This window comes from Pseudomonas sp. SIMBA_041, assembly GCF_046535095.1.
In the GTDB taxonomy this organism is placed as follows: Bacteria; Pseudomonadota; Gammaproteobacteria; order Pseudomonadales; family Pseudomonadaceae; genus Aquipseudomonas; species Aquipseudomonas mucoides.
The window spans coordinates 66,135-84,305 of the sequence record NZ_JAWRXJ010000004.1; the positions used below are offsets into that span (position 1 = coordinate 66,135).

At 60.8% G+C, this 18,171-nt stretch carries 16 protein-coding genes; 7 read left to right on the top strand and 9 right to left on the bottom strand.

Annotation, left to right across the window (positions count from 1 at the left end; all coding sequences use genetic code 11):
- Nucleotides 1-12: 12 nt before the first annotated feature.
- Both SB725_RS10460 and SB725_RS10465 read left to right on the top strand, forming a co-directional pair.
- Nucleotides 13-1,239 carry a 3-hydroxyacyl-CoA dehydrogenase NAD-binding domain-containing protein gene (locus SB725_RS10460; RefSeq protein WP_410921732.1) on the top strand — a complete coding sequence of 409 codons (1,227 nt, stop codon included), beginning with the start codon at nucleotides 13-15 and terminating at the stop codon, nucleotides 1,237-1,239.
- A 30-nt stretch (nucleotides 1,240-1,269) separates the two neighbouring features.
- Nucleotides 1,270-1,689 (top strand): acyl-CoA thioesterase, encoded by a 420-nt coding sequence (locus tag SB725_RS10465; protein WP_059181821.1) that lies wholly within the window; start codon nucleotides 1,270-1,272, stop codon nucleotides 1,687-1,689.
- A 69-nt stretch (nucleotides 1,690-1,758) separates the two neighbouring features.
- Here SB725_RS10465 and SB725_RS10470 read toward each other — a convergent pair whose 3' ends face one another.
- The 4 genes from SB725_RS10470 to SB725_RS10485 form a co-directional block, all read right to left on the bottom strand.
- Nucleotides 1,759-2,247 carry a glycine zipper domain-containing protein gene (locus SB725_RS10470; RefSeq protein ID WP_027922222.1) on the bottom strand — a complete coding sequence of 163 codons (489 nt, stop codon included), beginning with the start codon at nucleotides 2,245-2,247 and terminating at the stop codon, nucleotides 1,759-1,761.
- A 339-nt stretch (nucleotides 2,248-2,586) separates the two neighbouring features.
- Entirely contained in the window at nucleotides 2,587-4,935 is a 2,349-nt protein-coding gene (locus SB725_RS10475; protein ID WP_027922221.1) for an FdhF/YdeP family oxidoreductase, read from the bottom strand.
- On the bottom strand, nucleotides 4,932-5,771 hold the full coding sequence (gene fdhD / locus SB725_RS10480) for a formate dehydrogenase accessory sulfurtransferase FdhD (protein ID WP_027922220.1): 840 nt from the start codon (nucleotides 5,769-5,771) through the stop codon (nucleotides 4,932-4,934). Before fdhD ends, SB725_RS10475 begins: the two co-directional genes overlap by 4 nt.
- 92 nt (nucleotides 5,772-5,863) lie before the next feature.
- Nucleotides 5,864-6,751 carry a LysR family transcriptional regulator gene (locus SB725_RS10485; RefSeq protein ID WP_027922219.1) on the bottom strand — a complete coding sequence of 296 codons (888 nt, stop codon included), beginning with the start codon at nucleotides 6,749-6,751 and terminating at the stop codon, nucleotides 5,864-5,866.
- A 138-nt stretch (nucleotides 6,752-6,889) separates the two neighbouring features.
- On the opposite strand from SB725_RS10485, the gene lysM reads away from it, so the two are divergent.
- A complete protein-coding gene (gene lysM / locus SB725_RS10490) occupies nucleotides 6,890-7,330 on the top strand; it encodes a peptidoglycan-binding protein LysM (protein ID WP_410921733.1) in 441 nt (146 codons plus the stop codon).
- 100 nt (nucleotides 7,331-7,430) lie between these two features.
- Here the strand turns inward: lysM and yrfG are convergent, their stop codons facing one another.
- Nucleotides 7,431-8,093 carry a GMP/IMP nucleotidase gene (gene yrfG / locus SB725_RS10495; RefSeq protein ID WP_410921734.1) on the bottom strand — a complete coding sequence of 221 codons (663 nt, stop codon included), beginning with the start codon at nucleotides 8,091-8,093 and terminating at the stop codon, nucleotides 7,431-7,433.
- A 90-nt stretch (nucleotides 8,094-8,183) separates the two neighbouring features.
- Between yrfG and nudE the strand changes: the two genes are divergently transcribed.
- Both nudE and cysQ read left to right on the top strand, forming a co-directional pair.
- Nucleotides 8,184-8,750: an ADP compounds hydrolase NudE gene (gene nudE / locus SB725_RS10500; RefSeq protein ID WP_027922216.1), complete on the top strand. Its 567-nt coding sequence runs from the start codon at nucleotides 8,184-8,186 to the stop codon at nucleotides 8,748-8,750.
- Nucleotides 8,747-9,580: a 3'(2'),5'-bisphosphate nucleotidase CysQ gene (gene cysQ / locus SB725_RS10505; protein ID WP_410921735.1), complete on the top strand. Its 834-nt coding sequence runs from the start codon at nucleotides 8,747-8,749 to the stop codon at nucleotides 9,578-9,580. Before nudE ends, cysQ begins: the two co-directional genes overlap by 4 nt.
- 46 nt (nucleotides 9,581-9,626) lie before the next feature.
- Here cysQ and SB725_RS10510 read toward each other — a convergent pair whose 3' ends face one another.
- From SB725_RS10510 to rfbC, 4 genes are all read right to left on the bottom strand, one after another.
- Complete coding sequence (locus SB725_RS10510; protein ID WP_027922214.1) at nucleotides 9,627-10,082, bottom strand: thioesterase domain-containing protein; 456 nt, start codon at nucleotides 10,080-10,082, stop codon at nucleotides 9,627-9,629.
- A gap of 40 nt (nucleotides 10,083-10,122) precedes the next feature.
- Entirely contained in the window at nucleotides 10,123-11,514 is a 1,392-nt protein-coding gene (locus tag SB725_RS10515; RefSeq protein WP_410921736.1) for a sigma-54-dependent transcriptional regulator, read from the bottom strand.
- On the bottom strand, nucleotides 11,511-13,319 hold the full coding sequence (locus SB725_RS10520; RefSeq protein ID WP_027922212.1) for an ATP-binding protein: 1,809 nt from the start codon (nucleotides 13,317-13,319) through the stop codon (nucleotides 11,511-11,513). The genes SB725_RS10515 and SB725_RS10520 overlap by 4 nt, the downstream gene beginning before the upstream one ends.
- Before the next feature lie 103 nt (nucleotides 13,320-13,422).
- Complete coding sequence (gene rfbC / locus SB725_RS10525) at nucleotides 13,423-13,968, bottom strand: dTDP-4-dehydrorhamnose 3,5-epimerase (RefSeq protein WP_027922211.1); 546 nt, start codon at nucleotides 13,966-13,968, stop codon at nucleotides 13,423-13,425.
- 197 nt (nucleotides 13,969-14,165) lie between these two features.
- Between rfbC and SB725_RS10530 the strand changes: the two genes are divergently transcribed.
- Nucleotides 14,166-17,078, top strand: coding sequence for an aminotransferase (locus SB725_RS10530; RefSeq protein ID WP_410921737.1), 2,913 nt, complete (start codon nucleotides 14,166-14,168; stop codon nucleotides 17,076-17,078).
- 211 nt (nucleotides 17,079-17,289) lie between these two features.
- Nucleotides 17,290-18,168, top strand: coding sequence for an N-carbamoylputrescine amidase (gene aguB, locus SB725_RS10535; RefSeq protein WP_410921738.1), 879 nt, complete (start codon nucleotides 17,290-17,292; stop codon nucleotides 18,166-18,168).
- The last annotated feature ends 3 nt before the right edge of the window (nucleotides 18,169-18,171 follow it).

Here is an 18,171-nt window from a genome sequence, read left to right on the forward strand (position 1 = left end):
AGAGAGCACATCATGAGCCAGACGCCATTCAATATTCAGCGCGCCGCCGTCATCGGAGCGGGCACCATGGGCCGTGGCATTGTCATGTGCCTGGCCAACGCCGGGGTGCCGGTGCAGTGGGTGGATAACAATCCGCAGATGCTTGAACAGGCGCTGGCCACCGTGGCCGAAACCAACGCTCACAATGTGCGACAAGGGCGTATCGATCAGGCCGAGGCCGATGCACGCACTGCGCGTGTGACCGCAGCGGCGGATTACGCAGCGATCCGCGGGGTCGATCTGGTGATCGAGGCGGTGTACGAAAACCTAGAGCTGAAACAGAAAATTTTCCGCGAGCTGGACGGTCTGCTCAAACCCGAAGCGATTCTGGCGAGTAATACATCGGCGCTGGATATCGACGCCATTGCCGCCGCCACTCGCCGTCCGCAGCAAGTGCTGGGCCTGCATTTCTTCAGCCCGGCCCACATCATGAAACTGCTGGAAGTCGTCCGTGGCGCCCAGACTGCACCGGTGGTGCTTGATGCGGCATTGGCGCTAGGCAAGCGCATGGGCAAGGTCAGCGTGGTGGCGGGCAACTGCGACGGTTTCATCGGCAACCGCATGCTCAATACCTATGTGCTCGAAGCACGCAAAATGCTGCTGGAGGGCGCTTATCCGTATCAAGTGGATGCGGCGCTGCAAGGGTTCGGTTTCGCCATGGGGCCGTTTCGCATGTACGACGTGGTGGGCGTCGACCTCGGGTGGCGCGCTCGCGAACTGGCCGGTACAGGCCAGGATGCACCGGAGGTTCAAGTGGACAACCGGTTGTGCGAACTCGGGCGTTTCGGTCAGAAGAGTGGCAACGGTTATTACCACTACGAGCCCGGCAGCCGTCAGGCCGAGCACGATGTGGAAGTCGATGCGCTGGTGCTGCAGGTCAGCGAAGGATTGGGCTTCCAGCGTCGTGAGATCAGCGCTGAGGAGATTTTGGAGCGTTGCTTGCTGGCACTGGTCAACGAAGGGGCGAAGATCCTTCAGGAAGGCATTGCGCAGTCAGCGCACGATATCGATCTGGTGTACCTCAACGTCTACGGCTTCCCGGCGGCGAAGGGCGGGTCAATGGCCTGGGCGGATCAGCAAGGCCTGGCAGACATCCACCAGCGCTTGATGGCCCTGGAAACCCGGCAGGGCGACCACTGGAAGCCGGCACGCTTGATCGGTGAGCTGGCAGCGGTGGGTAAAGGCTTTGCGGATCGGTAGACTTCAGCCACTTCCAGACGAGAGCTGCGCATGAACCAACGCACCGACTATCCGCACTTCCAGCCGATCACCACGCGCTGGCACGACAACGACGCTTACGGTCACGTCAACAACGTCACCTACTACAGCTTCTTCGACACGGCGGTGAACACCTACCTGATCGACGTCGGTGGTCTGGATATCCATGACGGCGAGGTGGTGGGTTTTGTCGTGAGTTCAGCGTGCGATTACTTTGCATCCATCGCCTTTCCGGACCGGATCGAGATCGGCCTGCGGGTCGGCAAGCTCGGCAACAGTTCAGTGCAATACGAATTGGCGGTGTTCAAGCAAGGGGAAGACGAAGCCTGCGCGGCCGGGCGCTTCGTGCACGTGTTTGTCGATCGTGCTTCGACTCAGCCTGTATCGATTCCGTCAGGATTGCGTGAGGCGCTGGAGCGCCTGGTGGTGTAAACCAGGCAAAAAAAATCGCAGCCCTAGGGCTGCGATTTTTATGTACCGGCCAACGAGGCGATGGAAGCCTCAGTCGCGATAGCGATGGTGATGCTTACGGTGGCCATAGGCATGACCGCGGCCTGGGTGGCCGTCACGGTAGTAGCCACGATCACCATGACCACGATAGGAGCGACTATCGTTGTCGCCCTCATCATCGTATTTGTTGCCCATGTAGTTACCCAGCGCGCCACCGGCGCCGCCACCTGCTGCGGAGCCGATCAGGCTGCCGGTGGTGCCGCCCATGCTGCGGCCGACCACGTTACCGCCTGCTGCGCCCAGCGCACCACCGATGGCGGCTTCGCCACGGCTGTGTTTGTTTGCGCCGACGGCGCTACCACCCGCGCCGCCCAGCGCCGCGCCGATGGTGGAACCAGTATTACCGCCCAGCGATTGACCGACGACCGAGCCAAGAACCCCGCCCAATGCGCCGCCCACACCTGCTTCGGTGGTGCCGCCAGCAGAAGCAAGGCCACTGAACAAGCCAAGGGACAACAAGAGAATCGAGGAGAACTTCATGGAGGAACCTCAAGGGGATGACGGCGCGATCCTGAGGCTGTGTCGGGGCGGTGACAATCGAAATCCGACGAGTAACACGACTTCAGCACATTTCTATAAGTTACTGTTTTTTAGACGGAACTTAACTGTTTTTCGCCGGTCTTTAGTTACTTCGGGCAGGCCGTTTCTTTATAGAAACGGCCTTTTTTGTGGGCGATTGGAAAGTGGTTGGTCCGGAATATGTATTTAGTTTGAGATCGCCACCGCGAGCAGGCTCACATCCTGCGATGGATCTGTGTTGAACACAAATTCCCCTGTAGAAGTGAGCCTGCTCGCGATAGCGGTAGAACAGACGAAACGTTAAGCCGACTTGGCCAAGATCAATCCAGTCTCACTCGCCATTTCCAACCGGATCGCCACAAACTTCGACGTTGGCGTATGGCTGCCATCCCCGATGCTTTCCAGCGGCACTAGCGGGTTCACTTCCGGGTAGTAAGCGGCCGCTTGCCCCGCCGGAATATCAAACGCCAACAACGTGAAACCCTTCACGCGCCGCTCACGCCCGTCATCCCAGATCGAAACGATGTCAGCCTTCTGCCCCGGCTTGAAACCCAGGCGAATGATGTCGGCTTCGTTCACAAACAACACATCGCGCTGACCCTTTACGCCACGGTAACGGTCATCAAGACCATAAATCGTGGTGTTGTACTGATCGTGGGAACGCATCGACTGCATGATCAGATCCGGCAACACGCCCGTCGCGCGGGTGCGTTCGTGCACCAGGTCTTTGGGCAAGACGTTGGGACGGAAATTCGCGCGCCCCGACGGGGTATTCCACTTGCGTGCACCGGCACTGTTGCCGAGGTAGAAACCGCCCGGATTCTTGATCTTCTCGTTGAAGTCCCGGAAGCCCGGGATCGTGTCGGCGATCAGGTCGCGGATACGGTCGTAATCGGCCACCAGCCAGTTCCAGTCCACCGGTTTGCTGCCCAGCGTGGCGGCGGCGATGCCGGCAATGATCGACGGCTCCGAGCGCATCTGGTTCGACAGCGCCTGCAACTGGCCGTTGGAGGCGTGGACCATGCTGAACGAGTCTTCCACGGTCACCGCTTGCGGGCCTTCGGTCTGGATGTCGATGTCGGTACGGCCCAGGCACGGCAGGATCAGCGCCTCTTTGCCGTGGGCCAAATGGCTGCGGTTAAGCTTGGTGCTGATTTGCACGGTCAGGTCGCAATTGCTCAACGCCTGGAAAGTGCGCGAGCTGTCCGGCGTGGCCTGGGCGAAGTTGCCACCCAGGCCGATGAACACTTTGGAGCGACCGTCGGCCATGGCGTGAATCGCTTCGACGACGTTGTGGCCATTGTCACGCGGCACCTTGAACCGGAAGCGACGCTCCAGCGAATCGAGGAACGCCACCGGCGGACGCTCGTTGATGCCCATGGTCCGGTCGCCCTGCACGTTACTGTGGCCACGCACCGGGCACAGACCGGCGCCCGGTCGGCCGATGTTGCCGCGCAGCAGCATCAGGTTGGCGATTTCCTGGATGGTCGCCACCGAATGGCGGTGCTGGGTGATGCCCATCGCCCAGCACATGATCACGTTCTTGGCCTTGACGTACATACGCGCCGCTTGCTCGATCTCCACCAGAGGCAGGCCGGACTGTTCGACGATCTGCTCCCACGGCGTATCGTCGACGGCGGCCAGGTATTCCAGGACATTGGCGCTGTGTTCGTTGAGGAAGTCGTGGTCGAACACTGCAGGCTCACCGGCCTTCTGCGCATCGCGTTCCCACTGCAGCAGAAACTTCGCCATGCCGCGCATGATTGCCATGTCGCCGCCCAATGCCGGACGGAAGTACGCGGTATTGGTTGGTTTGTCGCCGTTGGTGAGCATTTCGATCGGGTGTTGCGGATGCTGGAAGCGCTCCAGGCCGCGCTCTTTGAGCGGGTTGATACACACCACCTGCGCACCGCGTTTCACCGCTTCGCGCAGTGGTTCGAGCATTCGCGGATGGTTGGTGCCGGGGTTCTGGCCCCAGACGAAAATTGCATCGGCATGTTCGAAGTCGTCGAAGGTCACGGTGCCTTTGCCGACGCCAACGCTCTGCGCCAATGCCACACCGCTGGCCTCGTGGCACATGTTCGAGCAGTCGGGGAAGTTGTTGGTGCCGTAAGTGCGCACGAACAATTGATAGAGGTACGCCGCTTCGTTGCTGGCGCGGCCCGAGGTGTAGAACTCGGCCTGGTTCGGGCTCGACAGGCCCTGCAAATGCTTGGCGATCAAGGCGAACGCGGCTTCCCAACTGATCGGCTTGTAGCGATCGGTGTCGGCGTCGTAGCACATCGGCTCGGTCAAACGGCCCTGGTACTCGAGCCAGTAATCACTTTGTTCCAGCAACGAACTGACGCTGTGCTTGGCGAAAAACGCACCATCGACACGGCGTTTGGTCGCTTCCCAGTTCACCGCTTTGGCGCCGTTCTCGCAGAACGCCACCATGCCGGCTTCCTTGGAATCGCCCCAGGCGCAACCCGGGCAGTCGAACCCACCGTTCTTGTTGGTCTTGAGCATCATGCGCAGGTTTTTCAACGCGTTGTCGCTGGTTAACCAGGCCCGGGCAACGCTGGCCAGCGCGCCCCAACCACCGGCCGGACCTTTGTAAGGCTTGTAACGAGGAACAGGTGTCTGGTCGGCTTGACGGTGTTGACTCACGCTTGATTCTCCAAAGCCGGGCTGTAGACCCGTGGCGCATTCTTCTGGGGCAGATGGATGAGGTTGAGGTTGTGACGACGGGCCCATTGCACGGCAAGGCCCGTGGGCGACGACAGGCTGACCAGTGTCTGGATGCCGGCGCGTAATACTTTCTGGATCAATTCGAGGCTGCAGCGGCTGGTGACAATCGCCAGGCCGCCAGTGGTCGGGATTTTCTGGCGGATCAGTCCGCCAATCAGCTTGTCGAGGGCGTTATGGCGGCCGATGTCTTCACGGCCCAGTAGCAATTCGCCCTGACCGTTCATGAACACCGCCGCGTGCACCGCACCGCAGTGCTGACCGAGCGGCTGGAAGGCGCCGATGCGCTGGCGCAGGCCGTCGAGCCATTCGGCGGGCGGCAGTGGCGCGCCCGGCAATACCTTGAGGTCGGGCAATGCCTGCTCGACCGCTTCCACACCACACAGCCCGCAACCGCTGGTGCCGGCCAGTTGTCGACGCTGCTGCTTGAGGTTCCAGAAGGCGCGATTGGCGATGGTCACTTGCGCGTACTGCGCCGACCCCGAGCCGCTGAGTTGCAGGTCATAGATGTCGGTGGCGTCTTCGATGATGCCGCTGCCCAGGCTGAATCCGACGATGAAGTCTTCAAGGTCAGTCGGCGTGACCAGCATCACCGCCTGACTGATGCCGTTGTAGGCGATCGCCAACGCCACTTCCTCAGCGAGCGCGGTGCTGGCTGATTCGGTGTATTGGAGGTCGCTATAGCTGTAGGTCTGGCTTGCGTCTGGCGCGGGCGTTTCTAGGGCTGGCGCCGCGCAGGAAGGGCGCTTGGCGTTCATGGCATCACCGACGGTTGGGTCAGGCTTAAGCCTAGGCGCGTCAATAGGTCGCGTCTAATCGCTATTACTGATCTACCGATAGATGACGTCGATCAAGAGTCCGTCGGTGATTTCTGATAGATCGCGAAACAGGCTTCCGCCAAGGCCGAACGCGGCGCGCTTCGACGCATGATCAGCCCCAGCCGGGCGAGGGTTTGCGCTTTTTCGATGGGTTGCAGGCGCAAGTGATCGGTGAGGTTTTCCAGGCCACCGTCCAACGGCATCACCGCGCAGCAAAGGCCACCGTGCACCGCTTGTAACAATTGGTGGACGGCATCGGTTTGCAGCAGGGGTTGGGGTGTGAGGCCGCGGCTGTGGAAGTTGTGGTCGATGGACTGACGAAAGTGCATGCCGCTGGTGAGCATGCCCAGGGGCAACTCGATCAGCGATTCCCATGTGAGCGGCGCTTCGCCGAAACTGAAGAAACGACGATCGTAGAGCAGGCCCATGCGGGTTTCGCTGAAGGCCAGCGAATCGAAACGCTCGCCGTCCAGGCGTTCCAGATAGGACACGCCAAGGTCGAGACGGTTGTTCGCCAGTTGTTCGAGGATTTGCTCGGAGCTGAGCGCCGAGAGTTCGAAACGCAGGTTCGGGTGTTCGGCATGCAGGCGTTGCATCAAGGGCAGCGGATCGAAACTCGACAACGGCACCACACCCAACCGCAACGTACCGACCAGATTGCCGCGACACGCCGCGGCTTCGGCCTGCAAACCGTCGTAAGCGGCCAAAACCGTGCGCGCCCACGCCAGCACCCGTTCACCTGGTGCCGTGAAACCTTCAAAGCGCTGACCGCGATTGACCAGCGGCAAATCAAGTTCTTCTTCGAGACTGCGCAAGCGCATGGACAGGGTCGGCTGGGTGATGTGGCAGCGCGCAGCGGCCTGGCCGAAGTGCCGGGTTTCGTCGAGGGCGATGAGGAATTTGAGCTGCTTGATGTCCATCTTCGCTCCAGGGCGCGGTGAAGGAGGGGGATTCTAGCGCTTGCGCCGGATCAACGTCATTGGTCGGGTTGGAACCGGGGATGACAAGCTTGGTCTAGTCTTTTGCGTCTGGAACCTGAAACCTAAGGAGAGTGCACCATGAGTCTATTGAGCTTTGTGAAAGAAGCAGGCGAAAAACTGCTCGATTTGCTGACCCCCGGCAACGCCAATGCCAGCGAACAGTTGAAGGAGCACATCAGCAAGGTCGGCTTGGGTAACCCGAATGTGGAGGCCACGGTGGATGGCGACAAAGTGACCGTGACCGGGGAAGTCGGCAGTCAGGAAGAGAAGGAAAAAATTCTGCTGGCGGTGGGCAATATTGCCGGCGTGGGCAGCGTGGATGACCAGATCACAGTGACCGGCCCGGTGGCTGTGGCCGCGCGATTCGTCGTGGTTGAGAAGGGCGATACCTTAAGTGCGATTTCGTTACGCGTTTACCATGACGCCAACAAGTATCAGAAAATCTTTGAGGCCAACAAGCCGATGCTCAAGGATGTGAACAAGATCTATCCGGGGCAAACATTGCGGATTCCTGAGTAATCCTCAAGACCGTGTGATGGCCATTGCGGGCAAGTCACGCTCCCACAGGTTTTGTATCTTCTGTGGGCGCGTGGCTTGCCCGCGATGCAGTCGATAAGGTCTAAAGCCCTGCAATAAGCTCCCGATAATCCCCCACCGCCGCAAACTCCGCCGTGTCCTTGGCCCCTTTTCGACTGTCCGGCTCACTCACCGCCAACAGGTGCACTACGCCAAAACGGCGGGCACTGCGCAGGATCGGCAGCGTATCGTCGATAAACAGACTGCGCGTGGGGTCGAAGCCGATGTCGGCCTGCAACGCCTCCCAGAACTGCGGATTCTCCTTGGGAAACCCGTAATCATGCGAGCTGATCAATCGCTCGAAATACGGCGCCAGTTCAATCCTTTCCAGCTTCAATGACAGCGAATCGCGGTGCGCATTGGTGATCATCACCACCCGCTTGCCTGCTTGTTTGATCGCCGCCAGAAACGTATCCGCATCCGGGCGCAAGGCGATCAGGTGCGCGGTTTCCAGTTTCAGTTCGCGCACCGGCAGTTTCAATTCGGCGCTCCAGAAATCCAGGCAGTACCACTGCAACTGGCCGGCATTGCGTTCGAACAGCGGCTGCAATTCCATCTCGGCCATGGCCCGGCTCACCCCGTGCAACTCGGCGTAACGCTGTGGCAAGTGCTCCATCCAGAAATGGTTGTCGTAATGCAGGTCCAGCAGCGTGCCGTCCATGTCCAGCAGAACGGTGTCGATGTCGCGCCAGGGCAGCAGGGACATAAAAAACTTCTCCAGCGTTAAAAGAGATATCCGAAGTCAACAATCAGGATAGGCCGGGTATAGTAACGCGTTCACGCCCAGGAGCTTTTCATGCGCCAGAAACCCACCGTACTCGCCCGCGAGATCGTCGCCACCAGCCGTTTGTTTTGTGTCGAAGAGCTCAAACTGCGCTTTTCCAATGGCGTGGAGCGCACCTACGAGCGTTTGGTCGGCAAGGGCGCGGGTTATGGCGCGGTGATGATCGTGGCGATGCTCGATGCCGATCACGCGGTATTGGTCGAGGAATATTGCGGCGGCACCGATGAATACGAGCTGTCATTGCCCAAAGGCTTGGTCGAGCCGGGTGAAGACGTGCTGGCGGCGGCCGAGCGAGAGCTCAAGGAAGAAGCCGGGTATGGCGCGCGGCAGCTGGAGCATCTGACCGAGTTGTCGCTGTCGCCCGGTTACATGAGCCAGAAGATCCAGGTGGTGCTGGCCACCGATCTGTATGAAGAAAGCCTTGAAGGTGACGAGCCCGAGCCAATGGGCGTGGAAAGGATCAACTTGCGCGAGTTGTCCGCGCTGGCTCAGAACCCGCGTTTCACTGAGGGTCGTGCCTTGGCGGCGCTGTATCTGGCCCGTGACTTACTGACCCAGCGTGGGGTGTTTTTGCCATGAATTTGAGTTTCCCCCATCCGTTGATGGCGCCTGTGGTTAAGCTGGCGTTGAAGGCGGGCGACGCGATTTTGCCGTTCTGGCGCACCGGTACCGCCGTGACGGCCAAGGCTGACGATTCTCCGGTGACCGCTGCCGATCTGGCAGCTCACCACTTGATTCTGGCCGGGTTGTCCGCGTTGGACCCCAGCATTCCGGTGCTGTCCGAAGAGGACGCCAACATCCCGCAAAGCGTGCGCGCTAGTTGGCATCGCTGGTGGCTGGTCGACCCGTTGGACGGCACCAAGGAATTCATTTCCGGCAGTGAGGAGTTCACCGTCAACATTGCGTTGATCGAGCGGGGGCAGGTGGTGTTTGGCGTGGTGTCGATGCCGACCAACGGCCGCTTTTACGTCGGTGGTGCCGGTTTGGGCGCCTGGCGTGGCGACAAGGGCAGCTCGCCATTGCCGATCCAGGTTCGCGAAGTGCCTGCGGCGGGGGAAGCGTTTACCGTGGTCGCCAGCCGCCGGCATTCGAGCCCGGAGCAGGAGCGCTTGCTGGCTGGGTTGAGCGATAGCCTGGGTGAATTGCAATTGGCCAACATTGGCAGTTCGCTGAAGTTTTGCCTGTTGGCGGAAGGGGCGGCGGATTGTTATCCGCGCCTGGCACCGACGTCGCAGTGGGACACGGCCGCGGCGCAAGGCGTGCTGGAAGGCGCCGGCGGTGAGGTGCTGGATTTGAGCGGTGCGCCGTTTTGCTATCCGGCGCGGGAATCGTTGTTGAATGCATTCTTTTTGGCGCTGCCGGCGAAGGCTGCGTGGCGCGAAAAGCTGCTGGAGCTCGCCCGTTCCTGACCGCGGGTAAGGGCTCGTTCCTACAGGGTTTTGTGCTGGCCTCTACTCAGCGGTGGAGGACGTACTGCCCGGTAAACCTCACCGCATCCTCATCGCTGTCGACATTCACGATCCTTGAATGAAGCGTCAACCGCGCCCGCCCATAGCGCTGATACATCGCCAGAAACTTCTTCCACACCGCCGCACTCGGCGCCTGGCAAATTGCCGTCGCGTCCATGGTCACCGGCAGTGGATAGTTGATCTGCCCTTCCTGAATCACGATGTGCCCGTCTTCAATCCCTTCCTCGCGCAAGCGCAAATGCAGCCAGCCCCAACCCGCCAACACCGCGCCGCAATACAGGCTGCCGCCGAACATGGTGCTTTTGTGGTTGACGTTGGCTTCCAGCGGCAAGTACAGGCGCAGTTGCTGGTCGTGCCAGTCGAGCACTTTGACGCCCATCGCCTGCGTCAGGGGGATGTCGTGATGGAGAATCGATTCCAGGTGACGACTGTCGCGGTTCATGCACAGGCCTCTTGTTTGAAAGTGATGATTTAACGGTCGCTCAATCGAGATCGTCGCTCGTACCGCTGGCGCCACCCGCGAAGTTCAGCCCGTGTTTGCGCAGCTTGTCGTGCAAGGTTTTGCGCGGGATGCCTAGCGCTTCGGCGAGGCTGCGCACGGAGCTGTGAGAGCGCGCCAGTTCGGCGGCGATCAGGCTCTTTTCGAAATTTTCCACTTGCTCGCTCAAACCGCCGCTGACCCCTTCGACCGGTGTACTGCTTGCGCCATCCGGCGTGTTGTTGTCCAGCGCCAGTTCCAGGCCCAGTGCAAAGCGTTCGGCGGCGTTTTGCAGTTCCCGTACATTGCCGGGCCAGGTGTGGCGCAGCAACAGGGCGCGTTGCCCCGGTTGCAATTCATGGGGCGGTAAACCGTGGCGGGCGCTGGCTTCGTCGGCGAAATGCTGGAACAACATCAACGCATCCTCGCCACGCTCGCGCAGGGGGGGAATGCGTAGCGGTGCGACGTTCAGGCGGTAATACAAGTCAGCGCGGAAACGTCCTTGATCGGCGGACTGGCGCAGGTCTTCCTTGGTCGCGGCGATGATGCGGATGTCCAGCGGGATCAACTGATTGCCGCCCAAACGCTCGACGACGCGCTCTTGCAGCAAGCGCAGCAATTTCACCTGCACGTCCAGGCTCATGCTTTCGATTTCATCGAGAAACAGCGTGCCGCCGTTGGCGAATTCGAACTTGCCGATGCGACGTTTTTGCGCGCCGGTGAACGCCCCCGGCTCATGGCCGAACAACTCGCTTTCCACCACCGACTCGGCCAGTGCGCCAGCGTTGATCGCCACGAACGGACCGTTACGACGGTTCGACAAATCGTGCAGCGCACGGGCCACGACTTCTTTACCCGCGCCGGTTTCACCGAGGATCAACACGTCAGCCTTGGTCGCGGCCAGTGCGCCAATCTGCTCACGCAGGCGCAGCATCGGCGCCGATTGCCCGACCAGTCGAGTGCTCAGTTCATTGCGATCACTCAGGGCCAGACGCAGGCTGCGGTTATCCAGCACCAACCGGCGCAAGGCCAGGGCGCGGCGCACGCTGTCGAGCAGGGCGTCGCTGGCGAACGGTTTTTCGAGGAAGTCATAAGCCCCGGCGCGCATGGCTTGCACCGCCAGCGGCACATCGCCGTGGCCGGTGATCAGCAGCACCGGCAGCTCCGGGTCCTGGGCATGCAGTTCGGTCAGCAATTCGAGACCGTCCATGCCCGGCATGCGAATGTCGCTGACTACCACGCCCGGCCAGTCGCGCTCCAGTTGTGCGGCCAGGCCTTTGGCTTCGGCCAGCGGCAGGATTTTCAGGCCGGCCAGGTCCAGCGTCTGACTCAAGGCCTGACGCAGGTGGGGATCGTCGTCGATCAACACGACCTGAATGCGATTCTCGATGGTCATGCACTTCGGTCCTCGGACGGTTGCAGGCTCACGCCCGGTGCGCCAGCGCGCAGTTTCAGGGTAATCAGGGCGCCACCTTCCTTGTGGTTGGCGAACGACAGTTCACCACCGAAGGCACGCATCAGGGTTTCGCAAATCGCCAGCCCCAGCCCAAGCCCTTGTGTGCGGGTCTTGGTGGTGTAGAAGGGCTCGCTCGCACGTCCCAGGGCTTCCATGCAAAAGCCGGGACCGTTATCGCGAATGTACAAAGTGACGCCGTCCGCGGTGGATTGGGCACTCAACCAGAGTTTACGCGGCGGCCCTTTTTCGGTCAGCGCATCGAGGGCGTTGGCCAACAGGTTGCCGAGCACCTGACGCAGACGGGTTTCCCCGGCCTCGACCCACAGCGTGGCGGCAGGCAAGTCGCGGATCAATTCGACTTCCATGCTGCGGCGGCGCTTGGCCAGCAACGCCAGCGCGTCATCCAGCGCCGGTTGCAGGGCCACGCTTTCCGGCGCGTGCCGATCACGGCGGGCGAAGGCGCGCAGGTGAGCGATGATCGAGGCCATGCGCCCGGTCAATTCGCTGATCAATTTGAGGTTGCCACGCGCATCGTCAGTGCGTTGATGATCGAGCAGCACTTCGGCGTTTTCCGCATAGCTGCGAATCGCCGCCAGCGGTTGATTGAGTTCGTGGCTGATGCTCGCCGACATCGTGCCGAGTGCCGACAATTTGCCGGCCTGGACCAGATCATCCTGGGCGCGAACCAGTTCCTGCTGGGCATGCTCGCGCTCCAGTACTTCCTGTTTCAATCGGCGGTTGAGGCCTTCGAGATCGCTGGTGCGCTCGGCGACCCGGCCTTCGAGTTCGCGCCGGGCCTTGGCTTCGAAGGCGATCCTTTCAAGGTAATGGCGCCGGCGCTGCATCATCAGCCCGAGCAGCAGCATCACCACCAACAATGTTGCGCCGCCGACGGCGACCACCGTGCGCACGGGGCGATCGATGAGGGTGCGCGGGGCAAGGATGCTGACGTTCCAGCCGGTTTCTGCGATCTGCTGGGTCTGCGTCACCCAGGCATTGGGATTGAGATTCAGCGGCTTCGGATCGCGGGTCGGATACGGTTGGATCGCGGTAATGGCCTGGTTTTCTTCATCGCTCAACGGGCGAGTCGAGCGAAAGCGCCACTCCGGCCGCGACGTGAGAATGACCACGCCGTTGTGGTCGGTCAGCAGCAGTTGTTCCGGGGTTTTGCCCCAGAGGCTTTCGGTGTGGTCCAGGTCGACTTTGACCACCAGCACGCCGATGACTTTTTCGCCCTCGCGTACCGCCGCGGCGAAGAAGTAGCCGCGTTTGGCCGAGGTCGTGCCCAGGCCGAAAAACCGTCCCAGCCGCCCGGCCATGGCTTCGCTGAAATAAGGCCGGAAGGAAAAATTACGCCCGACGAAGCTGTCGTGTTTGTCCCAATTGGACGCCGCCAGTGTCTTGCCACGGGTGTCCATCAGGTACATGACTTCGGCACCCGTTTGGGTGCTGATGTTTTTCAACAAGCGGTTGGCGTTGCCCTGGGTGACGCTATCGTCTGGCGCACCAAGTACGGCGCGCAGCGCCGGCAGGTCGCCGAGGATCTGCGGCAAGACTTCATAACGGTGCAACGTGCCCAGCAGGTTGGCGACGTACAAGTCGAGAGTCTGACGGTTCTGCCCGGCCAATTCGCTGCGGTAATAGCGCTCGGCCAAATGCTCCAGCGGCCACAGCAGCGGCGCCAGGCACAGCGCCAGCAGGGCGAGGCTGCGCCAGCGGGGTCTGCGAGGTAGGGTCGGAGTCATGAGCATCGGGCGCCTGTGGGTACAGGCGCATTATGCCTAGGCTTGATGGCGCAGTCTGCGCGCCTTGGTCAAGTCGTGGTTGCAACGAAGATGCAGACAGGTTTCAGGAAAAGACTTCAGCGTCCTTGAAGAACGCGGCTGCCTGGTCTTTGCCGGACAGTTGTGGTGCTGCCTCCAGTTGCCAATCGATCGCCAGGTCCGGGTCGTCCCAGCGAATGCTGCGCTCGGCGGAGGGGGTGTAGTAGTCAGTGGTTTTGTAGAGGAATTCGGCGAACTCGCTCAGCACCACGAATCCGTGGGCGAAACCTTCCGGGACCCAAAGTTGGCGATGGTTGTCGGCGGACAGACGCACCGCTACCCATTTGCCGAAATGGGGTGAGCTACGACGAATATCCACCGCCACATCCAGCACTTCACCGGCCGTCACGCGGACCAGTTTGCCTTGGGTATTTTGCAGTTGGTAATGCAGGCCGCGCAGTACCCCTTTTTGCGAACGGGAATGGTTGTCCTGGACAAACTGTGTGTCCAGCCCCGTCGCTTCTTCGAAGGCCTTGGCATTGAAGCTCTCATAGAAGAAGCCGCGTTCGTCACCAAAAACCTTGGGTTCGATGATCAGAACACCGGGCAGGTCGGTGGTGACTACATTCATGGTGCTTCTCCAGTAATGGGCGTTGATGGGGGACATTCTTGCGCAAAGTGCCGAGTGAGGCGAGTACGACTTGATTTTTCCTGACCCGTTCACTGGTCATGTCGAGTGTCAGGGCCGGTCAGGCGATCAAAAGGGGGTTGCGTATCGCGTCTGGCAGTGGCGATATAAGCGCCTAATAAAATTTCAGGGGTCGTTGTATGCCGCTCGCCACGTTGATTCACCGCGCCAGTTTGCCCAGCCCGCAAGTGTCTGCGCAGCAAGCGTTAGAGCTGCTGGAAGGGCATTACGGACTGAGCGGAACGTTGCAGACCCTGGGCAGCCAGCAGGATCTCAACTTTCGCGTCGACAGCGACCGGGGGCGTTTCGTCCTGAAAATCTGCCGTGGTGAGTATTCGGCGCTGGAACTGCAAGCCCAGCACGCGGGGCTCAAGCATTTACGGGAGCAGTCCGGCGTGAAGGTGCCGCGAGTGATCCCGGCCAAAAATGGTGCTGATCTGCTCACGCTGGATGTCGCGGGTCAATCGGTGCACGTGCGCCTGCTCGACTACATCGAAGGTCAGTCGCTTACCCATCTGGATCACCTGCCGGGTGCCGTGGTGGCGGGTTTCGGTCAACTGTGCGGCGAAATGGACCTGGCCTTGGCGGCGTTCGACCATCCGGGCCTTGAGCGCACGTTGCAGTGGGACGCCCGTCACGCCAACGCATTGATTGGTCATCTGCTGCCGGTGATCAAGGATGACGCGCAACGCCGGTTGATCGCCGAGGCCGCCGAACGCGCCGAGCGTCATCTGAAACCGCTGGTGGACAAGTTGCCGGTGCAGGCCATTCATATGGACATCACGGACGACAACGTGGTCTGGCAGCGCGATGCGCAACGCCAGTGGCAATTGCAGGGCGTGATCGATTTCGGCGACCTGGTCCGCACCTGGCGCATCACCGATCTTTCGGTGACGTGCGCCGCGCTGCTGCACCACGCCAACGGCGATCCGTTCTACATTTTGCCGGCCATCGAGGCCTATCACGCGGTCAATCCTTTGCAGCGTGAAGAGCTACTGGCGCTCTGGCCACTGATCGTCGCGCGTGCGGCGGTGCTGGTGCTCAGTGGCGAGCAGCAAGTGAGCATTGATCCGGGCAACCAATACAGCCGTGACAACCTGACCCATGAGTGGGAAATTTTCCGCGTGGCCACCTCGGTGCCGCTGGAACTGATGGAAGCGGCGATCCTGGCGTGTGTTGGCCAGAGTCTGCCGAGCATCGGCAGCGAAGGGTTTGCACCGTTGTTGCCAAGCCTGGTGGGGCGCGAGTTTGAGCTGATCGATCTGGGCGTCCTCAGCCCGCATTTCGAGGCGGGCAACTGGGAGCAAGAAGGCATCGATCAGCGACTCCTGACGGAAGCTGCTGCGACCCACGGCCTGGCGGCCAGTCGCTATGGACAATACCGGTTGTCGCGAACCCGGCCAGACACGGCGGACGAGCCGGACACCTGCCCGTTGCACGTCGAATTGCGAGTGCCCCACGGCACGGCAGTCGAATCGCCGTTTGCCGGTGTGGTTCATCAGCCCTCGGCGGGTGTACTGCAACTCGACGGTCCGCAACTGAGCGTACGACTGTGGGGCGTGACCCCGTCGCTGCACGTCGGCGCGGCGCTGGTCAAAGGCCAGGTGCTGGGCTCGGTCAGCGGGCCGTTGATCGTGCAGTTGTGCCGAGGCACGGCGTTCAATGCGCCGCTGTTTTGCACGCCATCGCGTGCCCTGGCCTGGCAAGCCTTGTGCCCGTCGCCAGCTGCATTGCTGGGGCTGGCCTGTGACGCTGAAGAAGAACTGGATTCGCAGACACTGCTGGCACGCCGCAGCGCCAGTTTCGCCCGGACCCAAAAGCACTATTACGTCGATCCGCCGCGCATTGAGCGCGGCTGGCGCAACCACCTCATCGACATGCAGGGCCGCTCTTACCTCGACATGCTCAACAACGTCGCGGTGCTCGGCCATGGTCATCCGCGCATGGCGGCGGTCGCCGGTCGTCAGTGGTCGCTGCTCAACACCAACTCGCGTTTCAATTATGCGGCGGTCGCCGAGTTTTCCGAGCGTTTGCTGAAGTTGGCGCCGGACTCCATGGACCGGGTATTCCTGGTCAACAGCGGCAGCGAGGCCAACGACCTGGCCATTCGCCTGGCGTGGGCCTACAGCGGCGGGCGCGACATGCTCAGCGTGCTGGAGGCCTATCACGGCTGGACGGTAGGCGCCGATGCGGTGTCGACGTCGATTGCCGACAACCCCAAGGCCTTGAGCAGCCGCCCGGACTGGGTGCATCCCGTCGTTGCGCCGAACACGTATCGCGGGGAATTTCGTGGCCCGGACAGCGCGCCGGACTACGTGCGCAGCGTCGAACACAACCTGGCAAAAGTCGCTGCACAAGGACGCAAACTGGCCGGTTTCATTTGTGAACCGGTGTACGGCAATGCCGGCGGAATCTCGTTGCCACCGGGCTATTTGCAGCAGGTCTACGCCAGGGTCCGCGCCCAGGGCGGTGTATGCATCGCCGATGAAGTGCAGGTCGGTTACGGGCGCATGGGCCATTTCTTCTGGGGTTTTGAAGAGCAGGGTGTGGTCCCGGACATCATCACCATGGCCAAAGGCATGGGTAACGGTCAGCCGTTGGGCGCGGTGATCACCCGTCGGGAAATTGCCGAAGCGCTGGAGGCCGAAGGTTATTTCTTCTCGTCGGCGGGCGGCAGTCCGGTCAGTTGCCAGATCGGCATGGCGGTGCTGGATGTGATGGAAGAAGAAAAGCTCTGGGACAACGCTCAGGTGGTGGGTGGGTACTTCAAGGAGCGCCTGGAAGCGCTGATCGATATTCATCCGCTGGTAGGCGCGGTACACGGTTCCGGGTTTTATCTGGGCGTCGAGCTGATCCGCAATCGCGACACGCTGGAACCGGCAACCGAAGAAACCACGGCGCTGTGTGATCGCCTGCGCGAGCTGGGGATTTTCATGCAGCCGACCGGTGATTTCCTTAACGTCCTGAAGATCAAACCGCCGATGGTGACGTCGCGCCAGAGCGTGGATTTCTTCGTCGACATGCTCTCGAAGGTGCTCGCGGAAGGCCTGTAAACCCATAACCCTGTAGGCGTGTTAATTCGATAGATATCGGCTTTTTAGCAAAAAAATATGACAGAAGGTTTGTGGGTGGCTTCTAAAGCCGATATTTATCGGCTATAAAGTCACCGCTGCCTCGCTGTGGACGATCCATGCCCAGCGCTTCCCATTTCTGTCACGGGTCGATGCCACAGTCGACCCCAAGCCTTTGCTCAGGAGCCGATTCATGAGCCGTATCGTTACCGTCGCCGCTACCCAGATGGCCTGTTCCTGGGACCTTGAAGCCAATATCGAAACCGCCGAGAAGCTGGTTCGTGAGGCGGCAGCCAAAGGCGCGCAGATCATCCTGATCCAGGAACTGTTCGAAGCCCCATACTTCTGCCAGAAGCCGAACGCGGATTACCTGCAACTGGCCACAGCCGTTGAAGACAACGTCGCGATCAAGCACTTCCAGAAAGTCGCCAAAGAGCTGCAAGTGGTGCTGCCGATCAGCTTCTACGAATTGGCCGGTCGTGCGCGCTTCAACAGCATCGCGATCATCGATGCCGACGGCTCCAACCTCGGGATTTATCGTAAAAGCCACATCCCGGACGGCCCCGGTTACCATGAGAAGTACTACTTCAACCCGGGCGATACCGGTTTCAAAGTGTGGAACACCCGTTACGCGAAAATCGGCGTGGGCATCTGCTGGGACCAGTGGTTCCCGGAGTGCGCCCGCAGCATGGCGTTGCAAGGCGCGGAAATCCTGTTCTACCCGACCGCCATCGGCAGCGAACCGCACGACAAGACCATCTCGTCCCGTGATCACTGGCAGCGCGTGCAACAGGGCCATGCCGGCGCCAACCTGATGCCGCTGATCGCCAGCAACCGCATCGGCAACGAAGAGCAGGACGGCTACGACATTACCTTCTACGGCTCTTCCTTCATCGCCAACCAGTTCGGCGAAAAAGTTCAGGAGCTCAACAAAACCGAAGAAGGTATTCTTGTGCACACTTTCGACCTCGACGAGCTGGAGCACATTCGCAGCGCGTGGGGTTCGTTCCGTGATCGTCGCCCGAACCTGTACGGCGCACTGAAATCTCTCGACGGTTCCCTGGAGTCCTGATTC

Coding starts and splice junctions, on each gene's coding strand:
- yrfG (WP_410921734.1), bottom strand. CDS start 8,093: ATGTCCCTGCTGCCCTGGCGCGACATCGACACCGTTCTGCTGGACATG.
- cysQ (WP_410921735.1), top strand. CDS start 8,747: ATGAATTTGAGTTTCCCCCATCCGTTGATGGCGCCTGTGGTTAAGCTG.
- SB725_RS10460 (WP_410921732.1), top strand. CDS start 13: ATGAGCCAGACGCCATTCAATATTCAGCGCGCCGCCGTCATCGGAGCG.
- fdhD (WP_027922220.1), bottom strand. CDS start 5,771: ATGAACGCCAAGCGCCCTTCCTGCGCGGCGCCAGCCCTAGAAACGCCC.
- rfbC (WP_027922211.1), bottom strand. CDS start 13,968: ATGAATGTAGTCACCACCGACCTGCCCGGTGTTCTGATCATCGAACCC.
- SB725_RS10510 (WP_027922214.1), bottom strand. CDS start 10,082: ATGAACCGCGACAGTCGTCACCTGGAATCGATTCTCCATCACGACATC.
- SB725_RS10485 (WP_027922219.1), bottom strand. CDS start 6,751: ATGGACATCAAGCAGCTCAAATTCCTCATCGCCCTCGACGAAACCCGG.
- SB725_RS10465 (WP_059181821.1), top strand. CDS start 1,270: ATGAACCAACGCACCGACTATCCGCACTTCCAGCCGATCACCACGCGC.
- SB725_RS10530 (WP_410921737.1), top strand. CDS start 14,166: ATGCCGCTCGCCACGTTGATTCACCGCGCCAGTTTGCCCAGCCCGCAA.
- aguB (WP_410921738.1), top strand. CDS start 17,290: ATGAGCCGTATCGTTACCGTCGCCGCTACCCAGATGGCCTGTTCCTGG.
- SB725_RS10515 (WP_410921736.1), bottom strand. CDS start 11,514: ATGACCATCGAGAATCGCATTCAGGTCGTGTTGATCGACGACGATCCC.
- nudE (WP_027922216.1), top strand. CDS start 8,184: ATGCGCCAGAAACCCACCGTACTCGCCCGCGAGATCGTCGCCACCAGC.
- SB725_RS10520 (WP_027922212.1), bottom strand. CDS start 13,319: ATGACTCCGACCCTACCTCGCAGACCCCGCTGGCGCAGCCTCGCCCTG.
- lysM (WP_410921733.1), top strand. CDS start 6,890: ATGAGTCTATTGAGCTTTGTGAAAGAAGCAGGCGAAAAACTGCTCGAT.
- SB725_RS10470 (WP_027922222.1), bottom strand. CDS start 2,247: ATGAAGTTCTCCTCGATTCTCTTGTTGTCCCTTGGCTTGTTCAGTGGC.